17 protein-coding genes are annotated in these 21,210 nt (G+C 61.8%); 10 read left to right on the top strand and 7 right to left on the bottom strand.

Features of this window, described 5'->3' with window-relative positions; genetic code table 11:
- Positions 1-145: 145 nt before the first annotated feature.
- Complete coding sequence (locus tag DYL61_RS21500) at positions 146-742, top strand: MarC family protein (RefSeq protein WP_135309998.1); 597 nt, start codon at positions 146-148, stop codon at positions 740-742.
- On the opposite strand, the gene DYL61_RS21495 is transcribed toward DYL61_RS21500, so the two are convergent.
- The 5 genes from DYL61_RS21495 to cobG all read right to left on the bottom strand — a co-directional run bounded on the left by DYL61_RS21495 (position 739) and on the right by cobG (position 6,089).
- On the bottom strand, positions 739-1,518 hold the full coding sequence (locus DYL61_RS21495; protein ID WP_135309997.1) for a hypothetical protein: 780 nt from the start codon (positions 1,516-1,518) through the stop codon (positions 739-741). The two genes, DYL61_RS21500 and DYL61_RS21495, sit on opposite strands and share 4 nt — an antisense overlap.
- Before the next feature lie 237 nt (positions 1,519-1,755).
- Positions 1,756-3,393: a precorrin-3B C(17)-methyltransferase gene (gene cobJ / locus DYL61_RS21490; protein ID WP_135309996.1), complete on the bottom strand. Its 1,638-nt coding sequence runs from the start codon at positions 3,391-3,393 to the stop codon at positions 1,756-1,758.
- Positions 3,393-4,124: a precorrin-2 C(20)-methyltransferase gene (locus DYL61_RS21485; RefSeq protein ID WP_135309995.1), complete on the bottom strand. Its 732-nt coding sequence runs from the start codon at positions 4,122-4,124 to the stop codon at positions 3,393-3,395. The genes cobJ and DYL61_RS21485 overlap by 1 nt, the downstream gene beginning before the upstream one ends.
- Positions 4,124-4,750, bottom strand: a complete 627-nt coding sequence (locus tag DYL61_RS21480) for a precorrin-8X methylmutase (RefSeq protein ID WP_105521936.1) — start codon at positions 4,748-4,750, stop codon at positions 4,124-4,126. The genes DYL61_RS21485 and DYL61_RS21480 overlap by 1 nt, the downstream gene beginning before the upstream one ends.
- Complete coding sequence (cobG, locus tag DYL61_RS21475; RefSeq protein ID WP_135309994.1) at positions 4,743-6,089, bottom strand: precorrin-3B synthase; 1,347 nt, start codon at positions 6,087-6,089, stop codon at positions 4,743-4,745. The genes DYL61_RS21480 and cobG overlap by 8 nt, the downstream gene beginning before the upstream one ends.
- 38 nt (positions 6,090-6,127) lie before the next feature.
- On the opposite strand from cobG, the gene cbiE reads away from it, so the two are divergent.
- Positions 6,128-7,333 carry a precorrin-6y C5,15-methyltransferase (decarboxylating) subunit CbiE gene (cbiE, locus tag DYL61_RS21470; RefSeq protein ID WP_135309993.1) on the top strand — a complete coding sequence of 402 codons (1,206 nt, stop codon included), beginning with the start codon at positions 6,128-6,130 and terminating at the stop codon, positions 7,331-7,333.
- Entirely contained in the window at positions 7,330-8,049 is a 720-nt protein-coding gene (locus DYL61_RS21465; RefSeq protein ID WP_135309992.1) for a cobalt-precorrin-6A reductase, read from the top strand. Before cbiE ends, DYL61_RS21465 begins: the two co-directional genes overlap by 4 nt.
- A gap of 119 nt (positions 8,050-8,168) precedes the next feature.
- Here the strand turns inward: DYL61_RS21465 and DYL61_RS21460 are convergent, their stop codons facing one another.
- Positions 8,169-8,417 carry a DUF6124 family protein gene (locus DYL61_RS21460; RefSeq protein WP_135309991.1) on the bottom strand — a complete coding sequence of 83 codons (249 nt, stop codon included), beginning with the start codon at positions 8,415-8,417 and terminating at the stop codon, positions 8,169-8,171.
- 446 nt (positions 8,418-8,863) lie between these two features.
- Here DYL61_RS21460 and DYL61_RS21450 point away from each other — a divergent pair, with 446 nt between their 5' ends.
- From DYL61_RS21450 to DYL61_RS21420, 7 genes are all read left to right on the top strand, one after another.
- On the top strand, positions 8,864-9,220 hold the full coding sequence (locus tag DYL61_RS21450) for a helix-turn-helix domain-containing transcriptional regulator (RefSeq protein ID WP_135309990.1): 357 nt from the start codon (positions 8,864-8,866) through the stop codon (positions 9,218-9,220).
- A 260-nt stretch (positions 9,221-9,480) separates the two neighbouring features.
- Complete coding sequence (locus tag DYL61_RS21445; RefSeq protein WP_135309989.1) at positions 9,481-9,876, top strand: DUF2946 domain-containing protein; 396 nt, start codon at positions 9,481-9,483, stop codon at positions 9,874-9,876.
- A 46-nt stretch (positions 9,877-9,922) separates the two neighbouring features.
- A complete protein-coding gene (locus DYL61_RS21440; protein ID WP_135309988.1) occupies positions 9,923-10,405 on the top strand; it encodes a copper chaperone PCu(A)C in 483 nt (160 codons plus the stop codon).
- A gap of 11 nt (positions 10,406-10,416) precedes the next feature.
- Positions 10,417-10,806, top strand: coding sequence for a DUF2946 domain-containing protein (locus tag DYL61_RS21435; RefSeq protein ID WP_135309987.1), 390 nt, complete (start codon positions 10,417-10,419; stop codon positions 10,804-10,806).
- Positions 10,807-10,899: 93 nt separating this feature from the next.
- Positions 10,900-12,918 (top strand): TonB-dependent copper receptor, encoded by a 2,019-nt coding sequence (locus tag DYL61_RS21430; RefSeq protein ID WP_420825086.1) that lies wholly within the window; start codon positions 10,900-10,902, stop codon positions 12,916-12,918.
- Between the two features lie 182 nt (positions 12,919-13,100).
- Entirely contained in the window at positions 13,101-14,483 is a 1,383-nt protein-coding gene (locus DYL61_RS21425; RefSeq protein ID WP_135309985.1) for a PepSY-associated TM helix domain-containing protein, read from the top strand.
- A gap of 149 nt (positions 14,484-14,632) precedes the next feature.
- Positions 14,633-16,741 carry a TonB-dependent receptor gene (locus DYL61_RS21420; RefSeq protein ID WP_135309984.1) on the top strand — a complete coding sequence of 703 codons (2,109 nt, stop codon included), beginning with the start codon at positions 14,633-14,635 and terminating at the stop codon, positions 16,739-16,741.
- Between the two features lie 103 nt (positions 16,742-16,844).
- Here the strand turns inward: DYL61_RS21420 and DYL61_RS21415 are convergent, their stop codons facing one another.
- Complete coding sequence (locus DYL61_RS21415) at positions 16,845-21,188, bottom strand: hypothetical protein (protein WP_135309983.1); 4,344 nt, start codon at positions 21,186-21,188, stop codon at positions 16,845-16,847.
- Positions 21,189-21,210: the final 22 nt, after the last annotated feature.

The raw sequence follows: 21,210 nt of genomic DNA, 5'->3' as shown, positions 1-21,210 counted from the left end.
CTGGCATTAGGGCTTGCCCCCGATAGCAGTGTGTCAGCCAATACATATGTGGCAGACAGACCGCAATCGGGGGCAAGCCACCTCCCACATTTGATCGCTTTCGCCTGATAGACTCTCTGCACTTCTGCCATTGCGAGCCGTCCCCATGCTCCACGTGTTATTCAGCGTCTACCTGAAAATGCTGGTGCTCTACAGCCCGTTCTTCGTGCTGTCCTGCTTTATCAGCCTTACCCGTGGCTACTCCAACAAAGAGCGCAGGCGGCTGGCGTGGAAAGTGGCGTTGGCGACGCTGGTATCCAGCGTGTTGCTCTACCTGTTTGGGCGGGTGATTTTCGGTGTGTTCGGCATCACCGTGGATGCGTTCCGCATCGGCGCTGGCAGTGTGCTGTTTATTTCCGCCCTGGGCATGGCCCAGGGCAAGTCGGCGGTACAAAGCGATAACGTGCAGCAGGACGTGACCATCGTGCCGCTGACCATCCCCCTCACCGTCGGCCCCGGCACCATCGGTGCGCTGCTGGTGATGGGGGTGAGCCAGCCCCATTGGGATGACAAGCTCACCGCCATCCTCAGCATCGCCCTGGCCAGCTTCACGGTGGGTGTGGTGCTGTACTTGTCCAACCGTATCGAGCGGATCCTCGGTGACCAGGGCTTGCAGATTGTCAGTCGACTGATGGGCTTGTTCGTGTGTGCCCTTGCCGCGCAGATCATCTTCACCGGCGTGCGTGGCTACCTGGTGCCCTAGATCCGGTATTTGGCGATTGCCAATTGCACTTTGTCACCCGCACTCTCGCGCATCAGTTGGATGGTTTTCTCGTTGACCACCGAGGTATTCAGCACCAGGCAGGTCTGCCCGCTGAAGGCCTCGAACGAGGAGCTGTCCCACTCCAGGAAGGGCAGGCCCACTTGCTTGCTCACGCCGTGCGAGCTGTAGGTCACCAGCACCATGGTCACTTCGCCAGCGCTTTGCGCACACGACGCCAGGCCAAAATCACCGCCCTGGTGCACCGTGCTATTGCGCTTGAACAACTCGAACGAAGCCGGTTGTTGCTTGAGCGCCTCCAGTGCATCGGCCGCCAGCTTCGGCAGCACGCCCAGCAGAGGTCCGCCCAGCGAGGTCGAGGCCAACATCCCCGCAATCATGTTCAACACCGCCAGTTGAACCGTCAGCCCCTTGCCAGCACTTGAGACCCGTTCAAAGCTACTGCGCACCGGCAACCAGCCCAGGCTGATCATCACCTGGATAAATTCGTCATACCAACGTTCAGTACCGCGCTGGACCTTCAATACATCGCTCACGTAGCTGCTGGCCAACAGGTAGCTTTTGCGGATGTATTCGCGGTTCAACGCAGACATGCCCTCCACAAAGGAGAACACACCGTTGTTCACCACCGCCGCATTGCAATCATCCTCGATGTCCACCGGCAGAGACGGGCCCGTCCCCGGTGCCCCCGGCAGCTTGTAGGCGGCAATCAGCTTGCGCCGCTTTGCACTGTTGATCCTTTTGTGATGTCGCTCCATTTTCGGTTCTCCACAAGCACCCCACATGGGGCTTACTTGCACACTAGTCCAGCGATCGACGGGCTTGCCAGACGACAAACATCCCTCGTTCCGAGCCCCCAGAACCCGACCTCCAGCAACAACGGGGCATGCCCGAGGGCCTTCCGTTTTTCATCGCGCAAAAAAGAAAAAGCCCCGAATAACCGCAGGGAATTCCTTGGGTCATTCGGAGCTTTCTGACGTTCGCCGTGGGCGTTTTCAGGAAAGCGGTTTTTCACCGTACCAGCGTGGCGTATACACCCACTCCCCCCCTCCGGCACGCGGGAATACGCAGGTGGTGGACGAGCCGATCAGCACCATGGTGCGCATGTCCACCTGGTCCGGGGTGAGCAAGCCCAAGGTGGTCACGCGCAGGGTCTGGCCGGGGCGACCGATATCACGGCCCAGCACCACCGGCGTTTGCGGCGTGCGGTGCAGCGCAACGATCTCCAGCGCACGCCCCAGTTGCCACGGCCGCGAGCGGGAGATCGGGTTGTAGAACGCCAGGGCCAGGTCTGCCTGGGACGCGAGGTCCAGGCGCTTTTCGATAATCGACCACGGCTTGAGGTTGTCCGACAGCGACATCACGCAGAAGTCATGCCCCAGCGGCGCACCGGCCTGGGCAGCGGTAGCCAGGGAGGCCGACACACCCGGCAAAATTTCCAGATCGACCTGATGCCAGGCCGGGTCGCTGGACTCATGCAACGCCTCGATCACCGCAGCAGCCATCGCGAACACACCCGGGTCACCAGACGACACCACCACCACCGAACGTCCTTGGGCCGCAAGCTCAAACGCGTGGCGGGCCCGCTGCATTTCCTCGCGGTTGTCGGTGCAGTGCTGCACTTGATCATCGCGGAACGGCCCGGCCATGCGCACGTAGGTTTCATAACCCAGCACATCGGTGCAGCGCGCCAACTCGGCCTTGACCGCCGGCACCATCAACTCGGCAGCGCCAGGGCCCAGGCCGATCACGGCGAGCCGGCCACGCACGCGGCCGACTTGCGACAGCTCCAACGGTTGCTCGGCGACGTTGATCACAATGTCGGCGCTCTGGCTGACACGGTTAAACCGCAACGGCACACCCAGTTCCAGCGCAGCTTCATGCAACGATGCCTCGGCCATTTGCGTGTCGCTGGCCAGCACACACGCCAGGGACTGCACGGCGATCCCCGCCTCATGCAGCGCCGTGCGCACACGCTCGGCCAACTGCGCGCCAGGCTTGCAGGTCACGCTCACGTTTTTCGGATAGATCAATAACTCATTGGCCGCAGGCACGCGCTCGGCATTGCCCACATGAATCGCCAGGCGCGCCTGTTGATCCTGGGGCAAGTTGGCCTGGTCCAGCCACGGCGCTGCGCCTTCGATGCGCACGCTCTCGCCGGCCAGCAGGTCGGAGACGAAACGCTTGCCCAGCTCCAGGTCGGCCAGTGCATAACCGCTCGGCGGGTTGAGCAGGCAGGTGCCGAAACGCAGCTCGCCACTGGTGGTGATCGCAGCGGCGACGTCCAGGGCAGCGGCGATTTGCCGTGCCATCACGTTTACGCCACCCAGGCCGCCCAGCAGCGGCACCACGGCGCTGCCGTCTTCGGCCACGGCCAGCACGGCCGGCTCCTCGCCTTTTTCCAGCAGCAGCGGCGCCAGGGTACGGATCACGATCCCGGCAGCACACAACGCAATCAACGGCGTGCCTTGCTGATATAGCTGACGCAGGGTCGCGCCGAATTCGCTGTACGTCTGGTCCGCACCGTCAACGCGGCCCGTCAGACCATGGACCACCGCGCCAGGGTAAACCTGCTGGATCTTGCGCGCCGTGGCCAGGCTACCCTGGCCCAAAATGACAATCGCCGGGCTCATCAACCTTGCCACCGTTCACCGGGCACGATGATCAGCGAGAAATACGGCGATGACGACGGATCGACCTGATCCAGCGGCACGATTTTCTGGTTGGCCATGGTGGCACGCTCTACATACAGCGCGCGCTCGGCCAGGCCGAGTTCTTCCAGCACCTGGCGCACCTTGGGGAAGTTGCGGCCCAGCTTCATGATCACCGCCGCGTCGGCATCCGCCAGGCGCCGCTTGAGATCCGTGTGAGGCAACACGCCCGACAGCACCGACAGACTCTGGTTGCGATACACCAACGGCGCGCCCAGCACCGAGGCGCCGCCGAGCATCGAGCACACGCCTGGGATGACTTGGGCTTCGTAACGCTCGGCGAGGCGGTCGTGCAGGTACATGTAGGAGCCGTAGAAGAACGGGTCGCCTTCACAGATCACCGCCACATCACGACCGGCGTCCAGATGCGCGGCCACGTCGACGCTGGCGGCGTCATAGAAATCACTGATCACTTGCTCGTACGACATCGGCGCCGGCAACACTTCGGTGGTCACCGGGTACACCAGTGGCATCAGGGTTTGCTGGGGCACCAAGTGGTCTTCGATGATGCCGAAGGCGTTGCCCTTCTTGCCCTTGGCCACGAAGTACGCCACTACGGGCGATTCGCGCAGCAGGCGCAAGGCCTTGAGGGTGATCAGTTCCGGGTCGCCGGGGCCGACGCCCAGGCCGATCAAACGTCCGCGCGCCTGCATTATTCGACCTCCGTGGCCAGGGCGTTCACCGCAGCGGCGGCCATGGCACTGCCGCCCAGGCGGCCCTGCATGATCACGAACGGTACGCCACGGCTGTCGGCGGCGAGCATGGCCTTGGATTCGGCAGCGCCAACGAAGCCCACCGGGAAACCGAGGATCAACGCCGGTTTCGGTGCGCCGGCATCAATCATCTCCAGCAGGTAGAACAAGGCGGTCGGCGCATTGCCAATCACCACCACACTGCCTTCAAGGTGCGGGCGCCACAGCTCCAGGGCGGCGGCGGAACGGGTGTTACCTAATTCACGGGCCAGCTCCGGCACGCTGTCATCGCGCAGGGTGCAGATCACTTCGTTGTTCGCCGGCAAGCGCGCACGGGTCACGCCTTCGGAGACCATCCGCGCATCGCACAGAATCGGCGCGCCAGCGGCCAACGCATCGCGCCCGGCCTTGCCGGCGCCTTCGGAGAATTGCAGGCCGTCAATGGCCTCGACCATGCCGCAGGCGTGAATCACCCGCACCGCGAGTTTTTCCAGGTCAGCCGGGATACGGTCCAACTTGGCTTCCGCGCGAATAATGGCGAAGGAGTTGCGATAGATCTCCTGACCGTCGCGGATGTAATCAATCATCGGTGTTGCTCCGTGGGCGGGCGCGCAGCAAGGCGCCCGTCGCTTCAATAGAAAGGGTACGCGCGTGCAGCCGACCGAAACCGGGCAGGGCTGCATCGCGAAAATAGAGGTCGTAGTGGCCGGGGCTGACGGCCAACAGCGTGACCGGTGCAGTGTGCGCAGCCGCGCAGGAACGCGGGCAGCCGGACAGGTGCACATCAGCGTCGGGTTGCAGCGCGGCCAGTTGCACCGCATCGGCCTTGGTGTCGGCCAGGGCTTTGCCGCAACCGCTGGAGCCGGTGCAGGCGGTCATGTGCGCCAGCGGCTGGTCGACTGAGCAAAGGAAGCCCAGCTGGGCCAGGCGCTCGGTCACGGCGTAGGGTTTTTCGATGTTGGGCAGCAGCACGCCTTGCCATGGGGTAAAGCGCAACGTGCCGTCGCCGTAGTCGCTGGCCAGTTGTGCGGCGCCTTTGAGCATTGTCGAATCCAGGCGGCCCAAGGGTGCAATGGCAGCAACATAGAACTGATTTTTCTGCACCTGTGGATAAGTGCCGAGGTGCAGCAACGCGCCGCTGGGCGGCCGCTTGACGCCGTCAGACGGCAGCAGCGGCAGGCTCAGATGACTCAGCAAGTTATCCACAGGCAAATGGCGCATGCGGGTCTGTTCCGGCGTGGCGAGGTCGAGAAACGCCTCCAGCACCGCCACCACCAGTGCATGGCCCTGGTCCAATGGCACCGCTGCCACTGGCGCATCCAGCCCCGGGCAACCCGCCAGGCCAAATGCCAACAGCGTCTGGCCCTGGCGCACGAACGCCGACAGCCACAGGTCATGGTGATGTTCGAGCATCGCCAGGGCTTCGCCGCCGTCCAACTGCACGGCGAATTTAGCCGACAGCTCATGGAAACGTGGATGGCTTTGCAGGGTATTCAGGATCTGCTCGGCCAGCGGGCGAGTATCGAACAGCATCTGCGGGTCGATCCCGGCGCTGGGGCTGAGCATCAGGTTGCGCACATCATCGCCGGCAGCGTTATTGGGACCGAGGCCGGCGGCCAGCAGCATGGCGATCAATGGGTTTTCTTCGGTGCCGATCCCGCGAATCTGCAAGTTGGCGCGGTTGGTGGCCTCGATCACCCCGCCCGCATAGGCTTGGGCCGCGTCCGCCACCGCATGGGCCTGGGAGGCGCGGATGGAACCGCCGGCCAATTTGATCCGGCAAATGCCCCCGTCCAACGCCTGGACAATACGCAGCAACCCCGGACAAGCCGAGGGGCGCAAGGTATTCACAGCGGGCGTTGGGTTCACGGGGCTACCGGTTGACGGGTAAAGGCGCGGTATTATGCCTGCTTTGTCCGGCGGCATGAAAAGCCTGCCCGTCGGATGTCGTTCAAGGAATTGATATGTCGCCCTGGCTGACGGTTGTAGGCATCGGTGAAGACGGCTTCAAGGGGTTGGGCAGAAATGCCCGGCATGCCTTGCTGCGCGCCACGCGGATTATAGGTGCACAGCGCCAGTTGGACCTGTTGCCGGTGTGTATTCGGGGTGAGCGGGCGTTGTGGCCGAGTCCGTTCTCGCTGGAGCCGGTGTTGGCGCAACGCGGCGAACCAGTGTGCGTGCTGGCCAGCGGTGATCCAATGTTCTACGGCGTGGGCGCCAGTTTGGCCCGGCAGGTTCCGGCGGATGAGCTGCTGATTCTGCCGGCGCCTTCATCGGTGTCGCTGGCGGCGGCGCGGTTGGGCTGGCCGTTGCAGGAGGTGGTGACACTTTCGGTGGTGGCCCGGCCGTTGGCGGCGTTGAATGCGCATCTGGCCAGTGGGGTGCGGTTGTTGGTGTTGAGCAATGACGGGCGTAGTCCGGCGATGATTGCCGCGTTGTTGGCTTCGTGCGGGTTTGGGCCGAGCCGGTTGAGCGTGTTTGAACATTTGGGCGGCGCGGACGAGCGGCGTATCGACGGGTCGGCGCAGGCGTGGGGAGATATGGCCGTAGCCGATCTTAATCTGGTCGCCATCGAATGCGTGGCGGATGCGCATACGCTGCGCTTGTCACGCCTGGCCGGTTTGCCTGACTCAGCGTTCAGACACGACGGCCAACTGACCAAACGCGATGTGCGTGCCATGACCCTCGCCCGCCTCGCCCCGATGCCCGGCGAACTGCTATGGGACGTGGGCGCGGGCAGCGGCTCTATCGGGATTGAATGGATGCGCGCGCACCCAAGTTGCCGAGCCCTGGCGATTGAAGCCGATGCCGGTCGCCAAGGCCTGATCGAACACAACCGTGATGCCCTGGGCGTGCCCGGCCTGCAACTGATTCGTGGCAAGGCGCCACACGCGCTGAACGGCCTGGAAACCCCGGACGCTATCTTCATCGGCGGCGGCGTGACCCGCGAAGGTGTGCTCGACACCTGCTGGCAACAGCTGAAACCCGGCGGGCGCCTGGTTGCCAATGCCGTGACCCTGCAAAGCGAAATGACCTTGATGGACTGGCGCGCACGCCATGGCGGCGAACTGACGCGCATCCACGTGGCTCAGGCGCAACCGCTGGGGGAGTTTGATACGTGGAGGCAGGCGTTGCCTATCACGTTGCTGGAAGTGGTCAAGCCGCTATGAAACGCATCTTGCTGCTGGGCGGCGTGACCGAAGCAATGGCCATCGCCCGTACCTTGGGCCCGGAACATATCTACAGCCTGGCTGGGGTTGGGCGGGTGCCGACTGATTTGGTGTGCCAAGTGCGGGTGGGGGGTTATGGCGGTGCAGAGGGCTTGGCGCAGTTTGTTCGGGATGAAGGGATCAGCCTGATTCTCGACGCGACCCATCCGTATGCGGCGCAGATCAGTCGTAATGGGGCCGAGGCTGCACGGTTGAGCGGCGTGCCTTGTTGGGCGCTGCGCCGACCGGCGTGGCAACCGCAGGTCGGGGATGACTGGCGTGAGGTTGGCGATTGGGCTGAGTTGATTGAGGCGCTGAAACCGTTCAAGCGTCCGCTGTTCACGTTGGGGCGAGAGCCGTTGCAGCACCTTGAAGAGATCCCGCCGGAGCAATTCTGGACACTGCGCGCACTGGATGTGTATCCGGGGAATGAGCGGTGCGAAGTGATTGGCGCACGGGGGCCGTTTTTGATCGAGGATGAGCGAGCGTTGTTCGAGCGGCGCGGGATTGATGTGTTGATCAGTAAGAACAGTGGCAGCACCGCAACCGAGCCAAAGCTGGAAGTGGCGCGTGAGCGTGGGGTGCCGGTGCTGGTGTTGAAGCGGCCGGTGTTGGCGGCGGTGGACCGAGAATTCACTACCGCGCCTGCATTACTACAGGCAATCACCCATATCTAGACACCACAGATCCAATGTGGGAGGGGGCTTGCCCCCGATAGCTGTGGATCAGTCAGCACATTTTCAGCTGACACACCGCCATCGGGGGCAAGCCCCCTCCCACATTTAGCGCTGCATTATCAGGCTGCGGTTGTCGCCAGCTGTACGCCAGCTTGCACACGATCGGCGAGCAACTGCGCCAGCTCAATCAACTGCGCAACACCCAGCAACTCCTCTCGTTTCGCGCCTTCCAGGTTAAACGCAAGATCACAGCTCAATGCATTGGCCGAGGCGAGGGTTTCGCTGAGGTTGACCAGCAGGTCTTCGGTGCTGATGCCGTCGGCCACGGTGAATAGCCGGATGGGGGGATTGGGGGTGGGTTTTATCATTGTGAAGCTCCTAAGGAAAGTGGAGCTGCCATTGATCGCCGCGACGCAATGGGGGTGGCAGCTGTACGCAGGTTCGCGGACCGGTCCTTAGGAAACCCGGCATACCCGAAGGTATCCCGCGCACAGCCGCCATAGCGCCGCACAGTAGACGATAAAAAAGCGCCAACTGAAAGCAGACGATGACGCTTGGCGTCCATAGGAACCCGGGCCGCGACGCCCGACCACTGAGTTTGCAGCGGTGTACGGAGACTAGAGATTGAGTGTCCTAGGGACAACCTCAAAGACTTGTCGGAAATTTCTGTGAAGGCCTTCCAAATTCCCTGAACGCAGATACCAATGGGAATCGGCCTACACATGCACCAGAGCCCGCTGACTTCCAAGATACATATGCCCTTGGCGATGATCCTCAACATTTCGTCCACCGACGTAAACATGAGGTTCATCACATGACTGAAAAGCCCCATCCCCTGCATTCAACCCACTCTGTCGAACAGACGATCGTCGAACACATAATCGCTAATCCCGAGTTTGCGCACGCGCTAAGCCTTGAAGCCGAGGCTCTGAAATCCGATGAACCCGAAGTCGCAGCACGATTGAACCATTGGCTGGAAAAAGCCCAATTCCACCCTGATAGAAAGACAACGTTCACGAAGTTCGACGCTGCCGACTATCTCTGCACACAGGAAGATATAGATGCCTACCTCGAAGCCTGCTTAGAGGAAGACTCTGGTGACGGCTCATTGATCAAAAGAGCCCAAGACGACATTGCCCGCGCAACCCGCAGGCTCAATACCAAGCAATAGGCAAACACAGGTCAAATGTGGGAGGGGGCTTGCCCCCGATAGCTGTGGATCAGTCAGCACATTTTTAGCTGACACACCGCCATCGGGAGCAAGCCCCCTCCCACATTTGAACCGTGCAGCGTTGAAGATCGACGCTCAATAGATTCCCCGTCTATCCTCAAATCAGCCGCTGCGACACCAAACCACATCCGCCCTTTTTACTTATCCCCCGCGATCAGGCTAAATACCCCCTGATCGTTTAACCCTACGGATTCTCCGCCATGGCCCGTCAACGCTTTGCAATCGTCTGGATCGCCTGCTTTGCAGTGCTGTTCAACACGTTTGCCATGCCGATGGCGAGTGCGATGCAGCAGTCCCAGGACCCGGTGCAGCAATTGCTGTGGGGCAGTTTCTGCTCCTCCAACGGCGCTAGCCTCAAGACCATTGCCCTGGGCAAGCTGGCCATTCCGGCGCCCCAGCAAGACGACCATTCCACCATGCAGCATTGCTGGTGTTGCTCGGGCTCCGCGCCGTTAGTGGCGCTGCCGGGCCATGTGCCGCAGTTGTATCTCACGCAATTCAATACCTCGCAAAACCTAAAGCCGCCCCGGCTGCAAAGCCCCACCCCCCGCCAGCAATGGCCGAGCCTTAACCCCCGCGCCTATCCAACGGTCTGATCTGCTCGCAAGTGAACTGCGTTTAGACCCGTTCTGGAGAACTGCCATGCTCAAATCTTCCCTGCTTCTGGCCGCGTTGTTGCTGCCGGTATTCAGTGCTGCCAATGCCGATGACTACAAGGCCGGCGACCTGCTGGTCAGCGAACCCTGGTCCCAGGAGTTGCCGCCGAATGCCCCCACCGTCGCGGCGTATTTCGTGATTCATAACACGGGCGAAACGCCGGACCGCCTGCTCAGCGTCGAGACGCCCGTAGCAGATAAGGCCGAGCTGCATGAACACGTCATGCAGGGCGACCTGATGAAGATGCAGCAAGTGCCCAGCGTGACCGTACCGGCCAAGGGCGAGCTGACCTTTGCCCCCATGGCCTATCACGTGATGCTGTTGGGGCTCAAAGACCGCAGCCTGTTGGCCGACGGCAAGCAGTTCCCGCTGACCCTCACCTTCGAAAAGGCCGGCAAGGTCGAGGTGGAAGTGTCGGTGCAAAAAGTACCGCCAATGGCCAGCCACGAGCACAAGCACCCGCAATAGACTGACACTCGATGGGCGCCCCTCGCGCCAGGTTGTCTCCACGCCCGCGCCTGATGCGCGGCAGTTGGATCAGCCTGTTCGCCATGCTGATGATCTTTATCGGTCCGCTGATTTCCCAAGCGATGCCGATGGACCATCACGCCGGTATGTCGATGAACATGCCGATGGAGCACTGCGAACCCCACGCGCCAAAAGCCCCAAGCGAACACCACGCCCTGTGGTCCAAGTGCGGTTACTGCGACCTGCTCTACAGTTGCCCCGCCCTGCCCGGCGGTGTTTCAACGTTCACCCTGAGCAGCCCGCCACCCGCCAACGCACTCACCCCCGCCACTCGCCTGGGCCATGCCCGGCAGAACATCTTCCCCGGCGCCCGCAGCCGCGCGCCGCCCATCCTCGCGTAAGCACTTCACAGCGTTACTTCACACCGGCCGACTCTAGATAGACAGCCGCAGGCTGCTGGCCGTGTTGTTTACGATTGATGGATGGAATGTGTCATGTCCAGGTTTCCTGTTGACTCCCGTTTTGCCGTTCTTTGCGGCGCACTGCTGATCCCGTTGGCCCACGCCGACGAACACGCCGAACATGAACTGAGCCCCACCGTGATCACGGCGATTGCCCCCAGTTCACCGCTGACGGTCATCACCAACCCGAAAGACCCGCGCCAACCGGTGCCCGCCAGCGATGGCGGCGACTACCTCAAGACCATCCCCGGCTTCGCCCTGGTGCGCAACGGCGGCACCAATGGCGACCCGGTGCTGCGCGGCATGTTCGGCTCACGGCTGAATATCCTCACCAACGGCAGCATGATGCTCGGTGCATGCCCTGGCCGGATGGATGCGCCCACTTCGTATATTTCCCCGGAAACCTACGACAAGCTCACCGTGATCAAAGGCCCGCAAACCGTACTGTGGGGCCCTGGCGCTTCTGCCGGCACCATCCTGTTCGAACGAGAACCGGAACAGTTCGGCGAGTTGGGCACACGTCTCAATGCCAGCATTCTGGCCGGCTCCAACGGGCGTTTCGACAAGGTGATCGACGCCGCTGCCGGTGGCCCATTGGGCTATGTGCGCGTGATCGGCAACCAGGCCCATGCCGACGACTACAAGGACGGCAATAACGACACCGTGGCCTCGCGCTACGACAAGTGGAACGGTGACGTCGCCGTCGGTTTCACCCCCGACGCCGACACCCTGCTGGAACTCACCGCCGGCCGTGGCGATGGCGAAGCGCGCTACGCCGGACGTGGCATGGATGGCTCGCAGTTCCTGCGCGAAAGCCTCGGGCTGCGCTTTGAAAAATCCAACATTGGCGACGTGCTGGATAAGGTCGAAGCCCAGGTCTACTACAACTACGCCGACCATGTGATGGACAACTACAGCCTGCGTACGCCGTCGGGCACCGGGATGATGGCCGGGCCCATGGCCTCCAACGTCGACCGCCGTACCCTCGGCGCGCGCATCAAGGCCACTTGGCGCTGGGAAGATGTGCAACTGATCGGCGGCCTGGACGCGCAGACCAACGAACACCGCCAGCGCAGCAGCATGGGCATCGACACCTACAAAGCACTGCCGCGCACTAAAGACGCCAACTTCCACAACTACGGCGTGTTCGGCGAACTCACCTGGTACGCCGCCGAGCGTGATCGCCTGATCACCGGCGCCCGCCTGGACCGCGCCTCGGCCAAGGACTTCCGGCAAACCAGCGCCACCGCCGACAAGACCCGCGCCGATACCTTGCCGTCAGGCTTTGTGCGCTATGAGCACGACATCAACGACACCACGTTCTATGCCGGCCTCGGCCATTCCGAACGTTTCCCGGATTATTGGGAGCTGTTCTCGCCCAATACCGGTGCGGTCGGTTCGGTAAATGCCTTCGACGGCGTGAAACCGGAGAAGACCACCCAACTCGACTTCGGTGCGCAATACAAAACCAGCGATCTGGAAGCCTGGGCCTCGGGCTATATCGGTCGTGTGCAGGACTTCATCCTCTTCGACTACAAGCCCGGGATGATGGGCACCACCTCCCAGGCCCGCAATGTCGACGCACGCATCATGGGCGGTGAACTGGGTGCGGCGTACAAACTCACGCGTCACTGGAAAGCCGACGCCACCCTGGCCTACGCCTGGGGCAAGAACAGCAGCGACGGTAAAGCGCTGCCGCAAATCCCACCGCTGGACGCCCGCCTGGGCCTCACCTACAGCGAGGACGACTGGAGCGCCGGTGCCTTGTGGCGGGTGGTCGCGGCGCAAAATCGCATCGACCAGAACAAGGGCAACGTGGTCGGCAAAGACTTCGACAAGAGCGCAGGCTTTGGTGTGTTCTCGCTGAACGCGGCGTACCGCATCAATAAAAACTTCAAGGTCAGCACCGGCGTCGACAACCTGTTTGGCAAGGCCTATGCCGAGCACTTGAACCTGGCCGGGAACGCGGGGTTTGGTTACCCGGCCAATGACCCGCAGGCCATCACGGAGCCGGGGCGCACCCTGTGGACTAAAATCGATATGAGCTTTTAACGCATTGTAGGAGCGAGCTTGTTGTGGCGAGGGAGCTTGCTCCCGCTGGGCTGCGTAGCGGCCCCAAAAATCTTGGGAGCGCTTCGCACTCCAGCGGGAGCAAGCTCCCTCGCCACAACAGCCGGTTCCTACAGGTTTGGCGTTCACAACCCATAAATCACAAGCCTTGCGGAAGAAGCCTGATGAACACTCCCAAAATCTCTTTCTACAACCTCGCCTGGCGCTGGCACTTCTACGCCGGTCTCTTCGTCGCGCCCTTCATGGTCCTGTTGGCCCTGACCGGCATCATCTACCTGTTCAAACCCCAACTCGATCCGCTGCTGTACGGCGATCTGATTACCGTCCCCGCCGCCGAGCACGCGCTGACGGCCGACGAGCTGTTGCAACGCGCCAAGGCGGCTTACCCCCAAGGCGCGATCAGCCAATACCTGCCGCCGATCAACGCCACCCGCAGTGCGCAATTCGTGATGCACAACGCGGGCCGCGACGTGACGGTATTTGTCGACCCCTATCGCGGCACAGTGCTAGGCGAACAGGACGCCCAATACAACCTGCAAGCCATCGCCCGTGCCCTTCACGGCGAGCTGATGATCGGCACCGTGGGCGACCGCCTGATCGAACTCGCCGCCGGGTGGGGCGTGATGCTGGTGGTGTCGGGCCTGTACCTGTGGTGGCCGCGTGGCAAGTCTGCTTCGGGTGTTTTATGGCCACGCTTCAACACCCGTGGCCGGGTGTTCTGGCGCGACCTGCACGCGGTCACCGGTTTCTGGGGCGCGTCGCTGCTGCTGGTGATGCTGCTCAGCGGCATGACCTGGACCGGCTTCTGGGGCAAGCAATACGCCGAGCTGTGGAATAAATTCCCGGCGGCAATGTGGAACAACGTGCCGCAGTCCGATCAACAGGCGCGAGTACTCAACACGGCCACGCAACAGACCGTACCGTGGGCCATGGAAAACACGCCGATGCCCATGTCCGGCGCCCATGCCGAACATATGAACCACGGCGCCATGCACGCGGGCCCCGCCGCCCCCACAGTGAGCCTGCAACAGGTGGTGGACCTGGCCACTGCACGCAAGGTCGAGCCCGGCTACAGCATCACCTTCCCCACCACCGCCACCGGTGTATTCACCCTCGCGGTGTTCGCCGACGACCCACGCAACGACGCAACCCTGCATGTGGATCAGTACACCGGCAAAGTCCTCGCCGACGTGCGCTGGGAGCACTACAACCTCGTCGCCCGCGCCACCGAGACCGGCGTGATGCTGCACGAAGGCAAGATGTTCGGCTGGGTCAACCAGCTGATCGTGCTGCTGATCTGCCTGATGATTCTGCTCAGCGCCGTCAGTGGCGTGGTGATCTGGTGGAAGCGTCGGCCTCAAGGTGGGCTCGGTGTGCCGCCGCTGCGCCATGACTTGCCGAAGTGGAAAACCGCAATGGTGATCATGCTCGCGCTGGCGATTGTTTTCCCGCTGGTGGGCGCGTCATTGATCGCGGTGTGGGCCGCGGATCGCCTGGTGCTGTCACGTTTTTTCAAACAACATGAATCCGCCTCAGGTTCGCTATGAACCCTGTGAGATGCCCGTTCCAGAGCACTTCTGTAGCCTTGCGCGACTTTCGTCGCGCAGCGAATAAGCGTTAACTTATAACACTCCCTGCGTTATCGTTGCTCGCCGCACACTGCGGCGAGCATCCCCTCAAGAAGACTGATTGACCCATGAACAAGTACCTAGCGTGCGGGCTGTGCCTGCTCGCCCTGCACAGCAATGCCCAAGCCCTGACCCTGCCCGCCAGCGCCGTAAACGCACCGGCGGTGGATGACGAACACATCGACCCCACGACCCCAACCACCGCCGGCTCGCGCCTGAACCTTACGGCCCTGCAAACCCCGGGCAGCGTCGAAAGCCAGACTGGCACGCAGATCCGCGAGCGCGGCGATGCCAGCGTGCAGGACGCGATTTCCCGCGCCACGGGTATCAGCCGCACCGGCACGCCGGGCGACGGCGGCACCTCGTTGTCGGCCCGTGGTTTCACCGGTCAGGGCTCGGTGATGCAGTTGTATGACGGCAACCGCATGTACATGGGCATGGGCACCTCGACCTTCCCGGTGGACACCTGGTCGGTGGAACGCGTGGACGTGCTGCGCGGCCCGGCCTCCGTTCTGTACGGCGAAGGCGCCACCGGCGCGGTGATCAATACCGTGCCGAAAAAGCCGTTCGAAGGCGAGATCGAAAACCATATCCGCCTGGGCTACGGTTCCTATGATCGTCAGCAGCAGGCCCTCGACAGCGGCGGCTCGCTGACCGACACCCTGAGCTATCGCCTCAACCTCAACCGCCTGCGCAGCAACGGTTTCATCGACCGTGGCGACTCCAGCAGCGACTTCGTCAGCGCCGCACTGCGCTGGCAAGCAGCGGACAACCTGAGCTTCACCCTGGCCAGCGACTATGGCGACCAGCGTCCGCAAAACGACTTCGGTACACCGCTGATCAACGGCCAGTTGCACAAGAGCCTGCGTGATAAAAACTACAACGTCAGCAACGACACCCAGCACTACAACGACCAGTGGACACGCCTGACCAGTGAGTGGCAGATCAACGACAGCGTCAGCGCCACCAACGAGTTGTTCTACCTGAAAAACCAGCGCCGCTGGCAGAACGCCGAGAACTACAATTTCACCAACGGCCAGCTCACCCGCAGCGGCAACTTCGCTATCAAGCACAACCAGGAACAGGTCGGCGACCGCCAGACCTTCACCTTCAAGCACCGCCTGTTCGGCCTCGACAGCCAGACCGTGGCCGGTGTGGAATACAACCGCATCCGCTTCCGCCTGGCCAGCAACTCGCCGTTCACCGACAGCGTCACCAGCGGCCAACCCATCGACATCAACCACCCCGCCGCGGGGCAGTTTGCGAGTATCTCCCCCTTCAGCCCGGTCTTCGCCACCACCACCAAAACCGTCGCCGGCTTCGCCGAAAACCGCCTGCAACTCACCGATCAGTTGTCGTTGATCACTGGCATCCGCCGCGACTATGCGCAGGTTGCCCGCGATGATTTGCGCACCGGCGGCCAGACCGACAAGACCCTCACCGGCAATAACTGGAAGGCCGGCCTGGTGTATGCGGTCACCCCGGATACCTCGCTCTACGGCCAATACTCCACCAGCACCGACGGCGTCGGCGGCCTGATTTCCTTGAGCCCGAGCCAGCAACAATTCGACCTGTCCACCGCCAGGCAGACCGAGATCGGTATCAAGCAGGCGTTCTGGGACCAACGCGGCGAATGGACGTTGGCGGCCTATCACATCGTCAAAAAGAAACTGCTCACCGACATCCCCGGCGACCCGGACCATCAGCAGCAAGTTGGCCAGCAATCCTCCCGTGGCCTGGAAGCCAGCCTTGACCTGCAACTGCCCCACGCCTGGGCAGTGCAAGCCAACGCCGCCATCGTTCATGCGCAATACGACGACTTCAGCCAGGACGTCGACGGCGTGCAGGTTTCCCGCGATGGCAATCGCCCGGTGGACGTACCACGCCGTACGGCCAACCTGTGGTTGAGCAAGGCCGTGACCGATGACATTCGCGCCGGTGCCGGCGTGCGCTATGTGGATGCGCGGTATGCCGACATGGCCAACCAGAGTGAATTGCCGAGCTATACCGTGGTGGATGCCACGGTGTCGTGGAAGGCCATGCGCAATACCACCCTGGGTTTGCAACTGAATAACCTGTTTGACCGCACCTATGCCGTCAGCCAGTACAACGATGGACAGCAGTGGATCCTGGGCGAGCCGCGCTCGTTCTTCGTCACGGCGGACTACACCTTTTAGCAGATCAAAATACCGATCCAATGTGGGAGGGGGCAAGCCCCCCTCCCACATTTGGATCAGCGTTCAACCTGAAAGTATTCAAACGACTTCAACGAATCCCCCCTCAAAGCTCGTCCTTGCCCGAGACCACAGGCTGGATTTGCCAATCCGGTACTTCCTCACCGTTGACGCTTTTCCAGGTGCCCTTGACCCTGCCACGGCGTGTCCAGTAACTATCCGGGTCGAGTACGCGTAAACCGCCATCAAACGTTAGCCGTGACAGCCACTCACCGGGAGGGAAGCTCGGGGGGCCAAACACCAATCCGGAAAACAGCGATTCTTCCCGCGTGGTAAACCGTGGCGTAAAAGCCAGCAGGGCACCTTGGCGCGTCAACACGTAACACATGCCCCCTTTAACCCGGCTCACGCCCAACAGGTTTCGGTAAAAGCCCAACTCATCCCTGGCCACAAAATGCTGGCGCAGCTGCTTGTCCGACTGGCTGTCGTCTTCGTCGTGGCCCATGGTCTTGAAGAACAATTGTGCAGCCAGCAGACGATAGCCAGGGGGGTACGCCGGTGGCGGTGGCGACGGGTCCAACAAGGTGCTTTCGTACAAGAACAGGCGCCGCGGCACCGGCGATTCGATACCTTCGTCCAGCAGCGGCTCGGCGGCGACAAAGCCGGTGTTGGCCGCATCACTCACAATCACGCCAATGTACTCATCGCCCTTGAAGGGGCGAACCTGGTGCCGGGCGGCATCGTCGGGGTGACAAAACAGCGGGCCGAAACTCAACGCGCCGTACGCAGGAGCGACGTGTTGCCGGGTATCAAGATTGAACCAGCGGCCATCAGCACGAGCCTGATAGACCGGCAGGTATCCCGTTTTTCCGGGTGCCTTGAGCCTGAGCGCGCGTTCCAGGTCTTGAGCACTGATGCCGGACTCAGGGGGGCAGACATAGAGGCCAAACAGTTCATGGCCCGCAGGCGCCACCCCACCGGCGAGCACACGCTCCAGCGTCAACGGGCCATGCTGCACAATCAGTGCATGACTGGCCATGTAATAGCCCGATTTCCTGCTCTTGAGGATCACACCGAACCCCGGCTGATCCTCCACGGCTTTGCGTCGGTGGATAAAACGCAACACGTCCGGCAACTGCACAAACACCGGACTGAACGCCTGGTCCATCGGCGCCAGGCGCGTTGCGTCGGGCTTGGCGTTCGCCTGCCACTGTGTGAGCTTGCCGGCTGGCCCCCACAGTTCACTGCCCTGCACCACGCGCAGCTCTGCGGCACGGGCAACCCGGTTGACATACTCACTGGGCGTGACCTGGCCATCGCGCATTGCACGCTCCAACGCGTTGTTCTTGGGATGCAGGTGGGCACGGGAAGGCGCGACCAGCAATTTCGCGAGTGAGTCTTCAAGCGCGCTGCCCGTGGCGGTGAAACACAGCAAGGCCCCGTCGGCACACAGCAGGTATTCGTGGTCTATGGCATGCCTGGGTGGAAAGGGGACTTTCTCAAGCACGGCGCCGAGGAAATCGGTGGAAAACATAGTCTGGTACACCGCCCGCTCGGTATCTGTCAGCGCAAACGGTGGATCAATGTTCAATCGCGAGTGGTATCGAGCCACCGCCGTGCTACCCGCCAGAAACTGCGCGTGGCTGACCAGTGCGTTCAGACGGATCCAGGGCGGCGAAAAATCTTCGACATCCACCGGCAGCGGTTCGGTGACCGTGAACAAACCGTCGGTGCGCCGCAGGATCAGCCCGCCATAGACCCTGTCGCGCTTGCTGCCCAGGCGCATCAACGCATAGCGAGCCGCATCGTCGCGGGAAAAAAACACCGGCCCCAATTGGCGTCGGCTGATCTGGTCGAAGGGCGTCCAATCCTCACCGACCGCACCTGGCACATCCCAACATTCACTGGTGGTCAACACCGTGAGTTGACCGGCGCGGGCGACGTTCTGCACGTAGCTGCGCTGAGTCAGGGTCAACCCCAGTTTGGCCGGCAGCACATGCGCGTCGACGCGGCCTTTTTCGTCCGTGAACAACCGGAAGGGATCTTCGTCACTACGGTATTCCAACAACGCCCCGTCAAGCGGCGAGAGGTAAAGGGGCAATGTCTCAAGACCTTTGGTGCGTCGCACGCCTTGCTGGTCGTACAGCGCACAGTAGAAATCGTCAGCGGCAATGAAATGCCGGGCGATCCAGGCGTCGTGTCCACTCAGCCCAGCGGCCAGGCCGCGCACCGAGTGATACACCGCGTGCACCTGGAACGTCTGCGTCAATACCGCTGCACCAAACCGACAGGCCTGTACGAGGCGATCAAACATCGGGCCCGGCACTGTTTGTGAGGCCACGAATTCATTGAGAACACGGTGCTTGAGCACCAGACCCAACCCGCAATATTCCAGGCCATAGCGATGGCGCCAGTGAGTGCAGGCCTCGAAAACGGCCGCCTGACTGTCGGCGTGAACAGGGCCCAATTGAGGCAGAACGGGATCATTGCGCACGTCCAACTCATAGGGCGGTGACCAGTCACTCTCGATTTTCCCAGGCGGCCCCCATAGCGGGTTGCCCTCCACTACGTGCAGTTCACCTGACAGGGCGAGTTCTACAACCACATCACTCGGTACCATCGTGCCTGCTTGCAAGTCATGCTGAATCCGACTGCCGCCCGGCGCAGGCATTGAACGCTCAAAAAGTGAGCTGCCCTCTCCTGCCAGATAGGTTTGGTAGCGAAGCAGGCAGTCCGCCGCGCCCGACAGGTAGACCACGAGTCCACCAGGTCGAAGCGAGAGAATCCGGTGAATATCGACGTCCGTGAACATCTGGGTCTGCACCTGTGCCTCGTAGCCGGCCCTGGCATTCGAGACCTCATCCCCTCGCCAGCGCGAGCAGTAAACGCCATGGAGCGTATGCCCCGGGTACAGCACGACGGGCCTGCCCGAGCGCTCAACGATAAATACCTGGCTGAAATCAAAACGGGCGGCCGGATTGCCCAGCGGTTCAGTGGCAACAAACCGTTGATCGTTGCGCTGCAAAATCAAGCCGATATAGCCTCGTTCACGATGGCTGCCGATGTGTTCGTGGGCATGACGCGCGGCATCGTCGGCCAGCAAGAAGGCCGGGCCAAGGGGTGGGTTTTGATAGCGGGAAAACGGTTTCCAACCCTGGCCGACCTTGCCGGCGACATCCCACAGCACACTGGTTTTAATCACCGATAATTCGCCGGCCGCAGCGAGCCTGGAAATAAAGGTGTGAGGGCTCAGCGTGCCCGCTTCCAAAGAGGCCTGCAGCCCTCTGTCGATAGGGTGGGCCGTGTCGGATATCGGCGAATAGAACGCGTCCTCGGCATGCGAGTGGGAAAACACATAGCGCAACTGCGCACCGTCGAAAACACTCAGGTACAAGGCAAATCCCGGATTGCCGATACCACGCGAAAACGCCATCGCGCGGGCCAGCGTCACGGGCGTGACAAAGCGCTCGTACAGCCAGGGCTCCTTGACCGCCGATGGCGCGGGCTGATCAATCGCCAGGCAATAAACCCCCCAGAAAACGAACTCCCTTGGCACAAAGATCGCGCCGTCCGTGTCCGAGACAAACACCTTCGTCGTGTCGAACGCATCACCCTGCATCGGCAAGGGCTCGGTCACCATGAAGGCCTGACGGTTAAGGTGCTTGAGCAAAAAGCCCGATTGACGCTCGGTCGGTTTGAGGAGCATCAACCGGTGAGCAAATGCCATGGCCGCAGGCGCATCGGCAAAAATGGGGCTTTGCCGCGGCTCGGGCACTGCCTGGACAGGATCGGGCGCATAAACCTTCCACCGCTCATTCAGAGGCCCCTTCCATCCCGCCCAGATTGCACTGGTTTCAACCACCGATACTTCGCCGGCAGTCCTCAACGTGTGGATGTAGCCTTCCACCGGCTCGTGCTCGGCAGGCAGTGCCGGTTCGACTTGCTCCCGTACCTGCTGACGCAACGTCATATAAATCAACGACGCCTGTTCGCCAGGCGTAAAACGCACCAGGCCCCCCTGTGGCCCAACAGTGTAGAAAGCCTGGAAAAGTGAGTGGGTGACCAATACTGCCTGCATCGGCGGCAGGCTCTGTGTGAGGGTAATACGTTGCGTGCTCCAGCTTGGCCGTCGGCGGTGGATCTCTGCCTGGCGGTCTGCGTCACGGAAGTAGTACGCCACATACAGGTAGCCGCTGGGCAATAGCCGGTTACCCGCGGTTTCCATACTGAGCGCATCGTTAAGCAACAAATCGCTCAAGGCCACTTCGAAGGGCCGCGACGCATGACAATAACCGTCTGGACCTGTGAATAGGTAACCGCCTTGAGGCTGGTTATTTCGCAGGTCCAATTGCGCCAACGCATAACGTGCCGCGTCATCGGCGCCAAGAAACGGTGGGCTAAGATTGCGTAGAAGCTGTTCGACCGAGCGTGTCGCCAAGTGGTTATCCATGACCCTGTGTTCCTTTGGAAAA

This window comes from Pseudomonas nabeulensis, assembly GCF_004682045.1.
Taxonomy (GTDB): domain Bacteria; phylum Pseudomonadota; class Gammaproteobacteria; order Pseudomonadales; family Pseudomonadaceae; genus Aquipseudomonas; species Aquipseudomonas nabeulensis.
Note: the sequence above shows the minus strand (reverse complement) of the source record. Positions and strands in the feature narration are given on the sequence as shown.

What these genes read in the sequence shown, in the direction of transcription:
- DYL61_RS21445 (WP_135309989.1), top strand. Translation starts at nt 9,481, where the DNA reads ATGGCCCGTCAACGCTTTGCAATCGTCTGGATCGCCTGCTTTGCAGTG.
- cobJ (WP_135309996.1), bottom strand. Translation starts at nt 3,393, where the DNA reads ATGAGCCCGGCGATTGTCATTTTGGGCCAGGGTAGCCTGGCCACGGCG.
- DYL61_RS21430 (WP_420825086.1), top strand. Translation starts at nt 10,900, where the DNA reads ATGTCCAGGTTTCCTGTTGACTCCCGTTTTGCCGTTCTTTGCGGCGCA.
- DYL61_RS21460 (WP_135309991.1), bottom strand. Translation starts at nt 8,417, where the DNA reads ATGATAAAACCCACCCCCAATCCCCCCATCCGGCTATTCACCGTGGCC.
- DYL61_RS21415 (WP_135309983.1), bottom strand. Translation starts at nt 21,188, where the DNA reads ATGGATAACCACTTGGCGACACGCTCGGTCGAACAGCTTCTACGCAAT.
- DYL61_RS21480 (WP_105521936.1), bottom strand. Translation starts at nt 4,750, where the DNA reads ATGATTGATTACATCCGCGACGGTCAGGAGATCTATCGCAACTCCTTC.
- DYL61_RS21485 (WP_135309995.1), bottom strand. Translation starts at nt 4,124, where the DNA reads ATGCAGGCGCGCGGACGTTTGATCGGCCTGGGCGTCGGCCCCGGCGAC.
- DYL61_RS21435 (WP_135309987.1), top strand. Translation starts at nt 10,417, where the DNA reads ATGGGCGCCCCTCGCGCCAGGTTGTCTCCACGCCCGCGCCTGATGCGC.
- cobG (WP_135309994.1), bottom strand. Translation starts at nt 6,089, where the DNA reads ATGCCGCCGGACAAAGCAGGCATAATACCGCGCCTTTACCCGTCAACC.
- DYL61_RS21495 (WP_135309997.1), bottom strand. Translation starts at nt 1,518, where the DNA reads ATGGAGCGACATCACAAAAGGATCAACAGTGCAAAGCGGCGCAAGCTG.
- DYL61_RS21450 (WP_135309990.1), top strand. Translation starts at nt 8,864, where the DNA reads ATGACTGAAAAGCCCCATCCCCTGCATTCAACCCACTCTGTCGAACAG.
- DYL61_RS21465 (WP_135309992.1), top strand. Translation starts at nt 7,330, where the DNA reads ATGAAACGCATCTTGCTGCTGGGCGGCGTGACCGAAGCAATGGCCATC.
- DYL61_RS21500 (WP_135309998.1), top strand. Translation starts at nt 146, where the DNA reads ATGCTCCACGTGTTATTCAGCGTCTACCTGAAAATGCTGGTGCTCTAC.
- DYL61_RS21425 (WP_135309985.1), top strand. Translation starts at nt 13,101, where the DNA reads ATGAACACTCCCAAAATCTCTTTCTACAACCTCGCCTGGCGCTGGCAC.
- cbiE (WP_135309993.1), top strand. Translation starts at nt 6,128, where the DNA reads ATGTCGCCCTGGCTGACGGTTGTAGGCATCGGTGAAGACGGCTTCAAG.
- DYL61_RS21440 (WP_135309988.1), top strand. Translation starts at nt 9,923, where the DNA reads ATGCTCAAATCTTCCCTGCTTCTGGCCGCGTTGTTGCTGCCGGTATTC.
- DYL61_RS21420 (WP_135309984.1), top strand. Translation starts at nt 14,633, where the DNA reads ATGAACAAGTACCTAGCGTGCGGGCTGTGCCTGCTCGCCCTGCACAGC.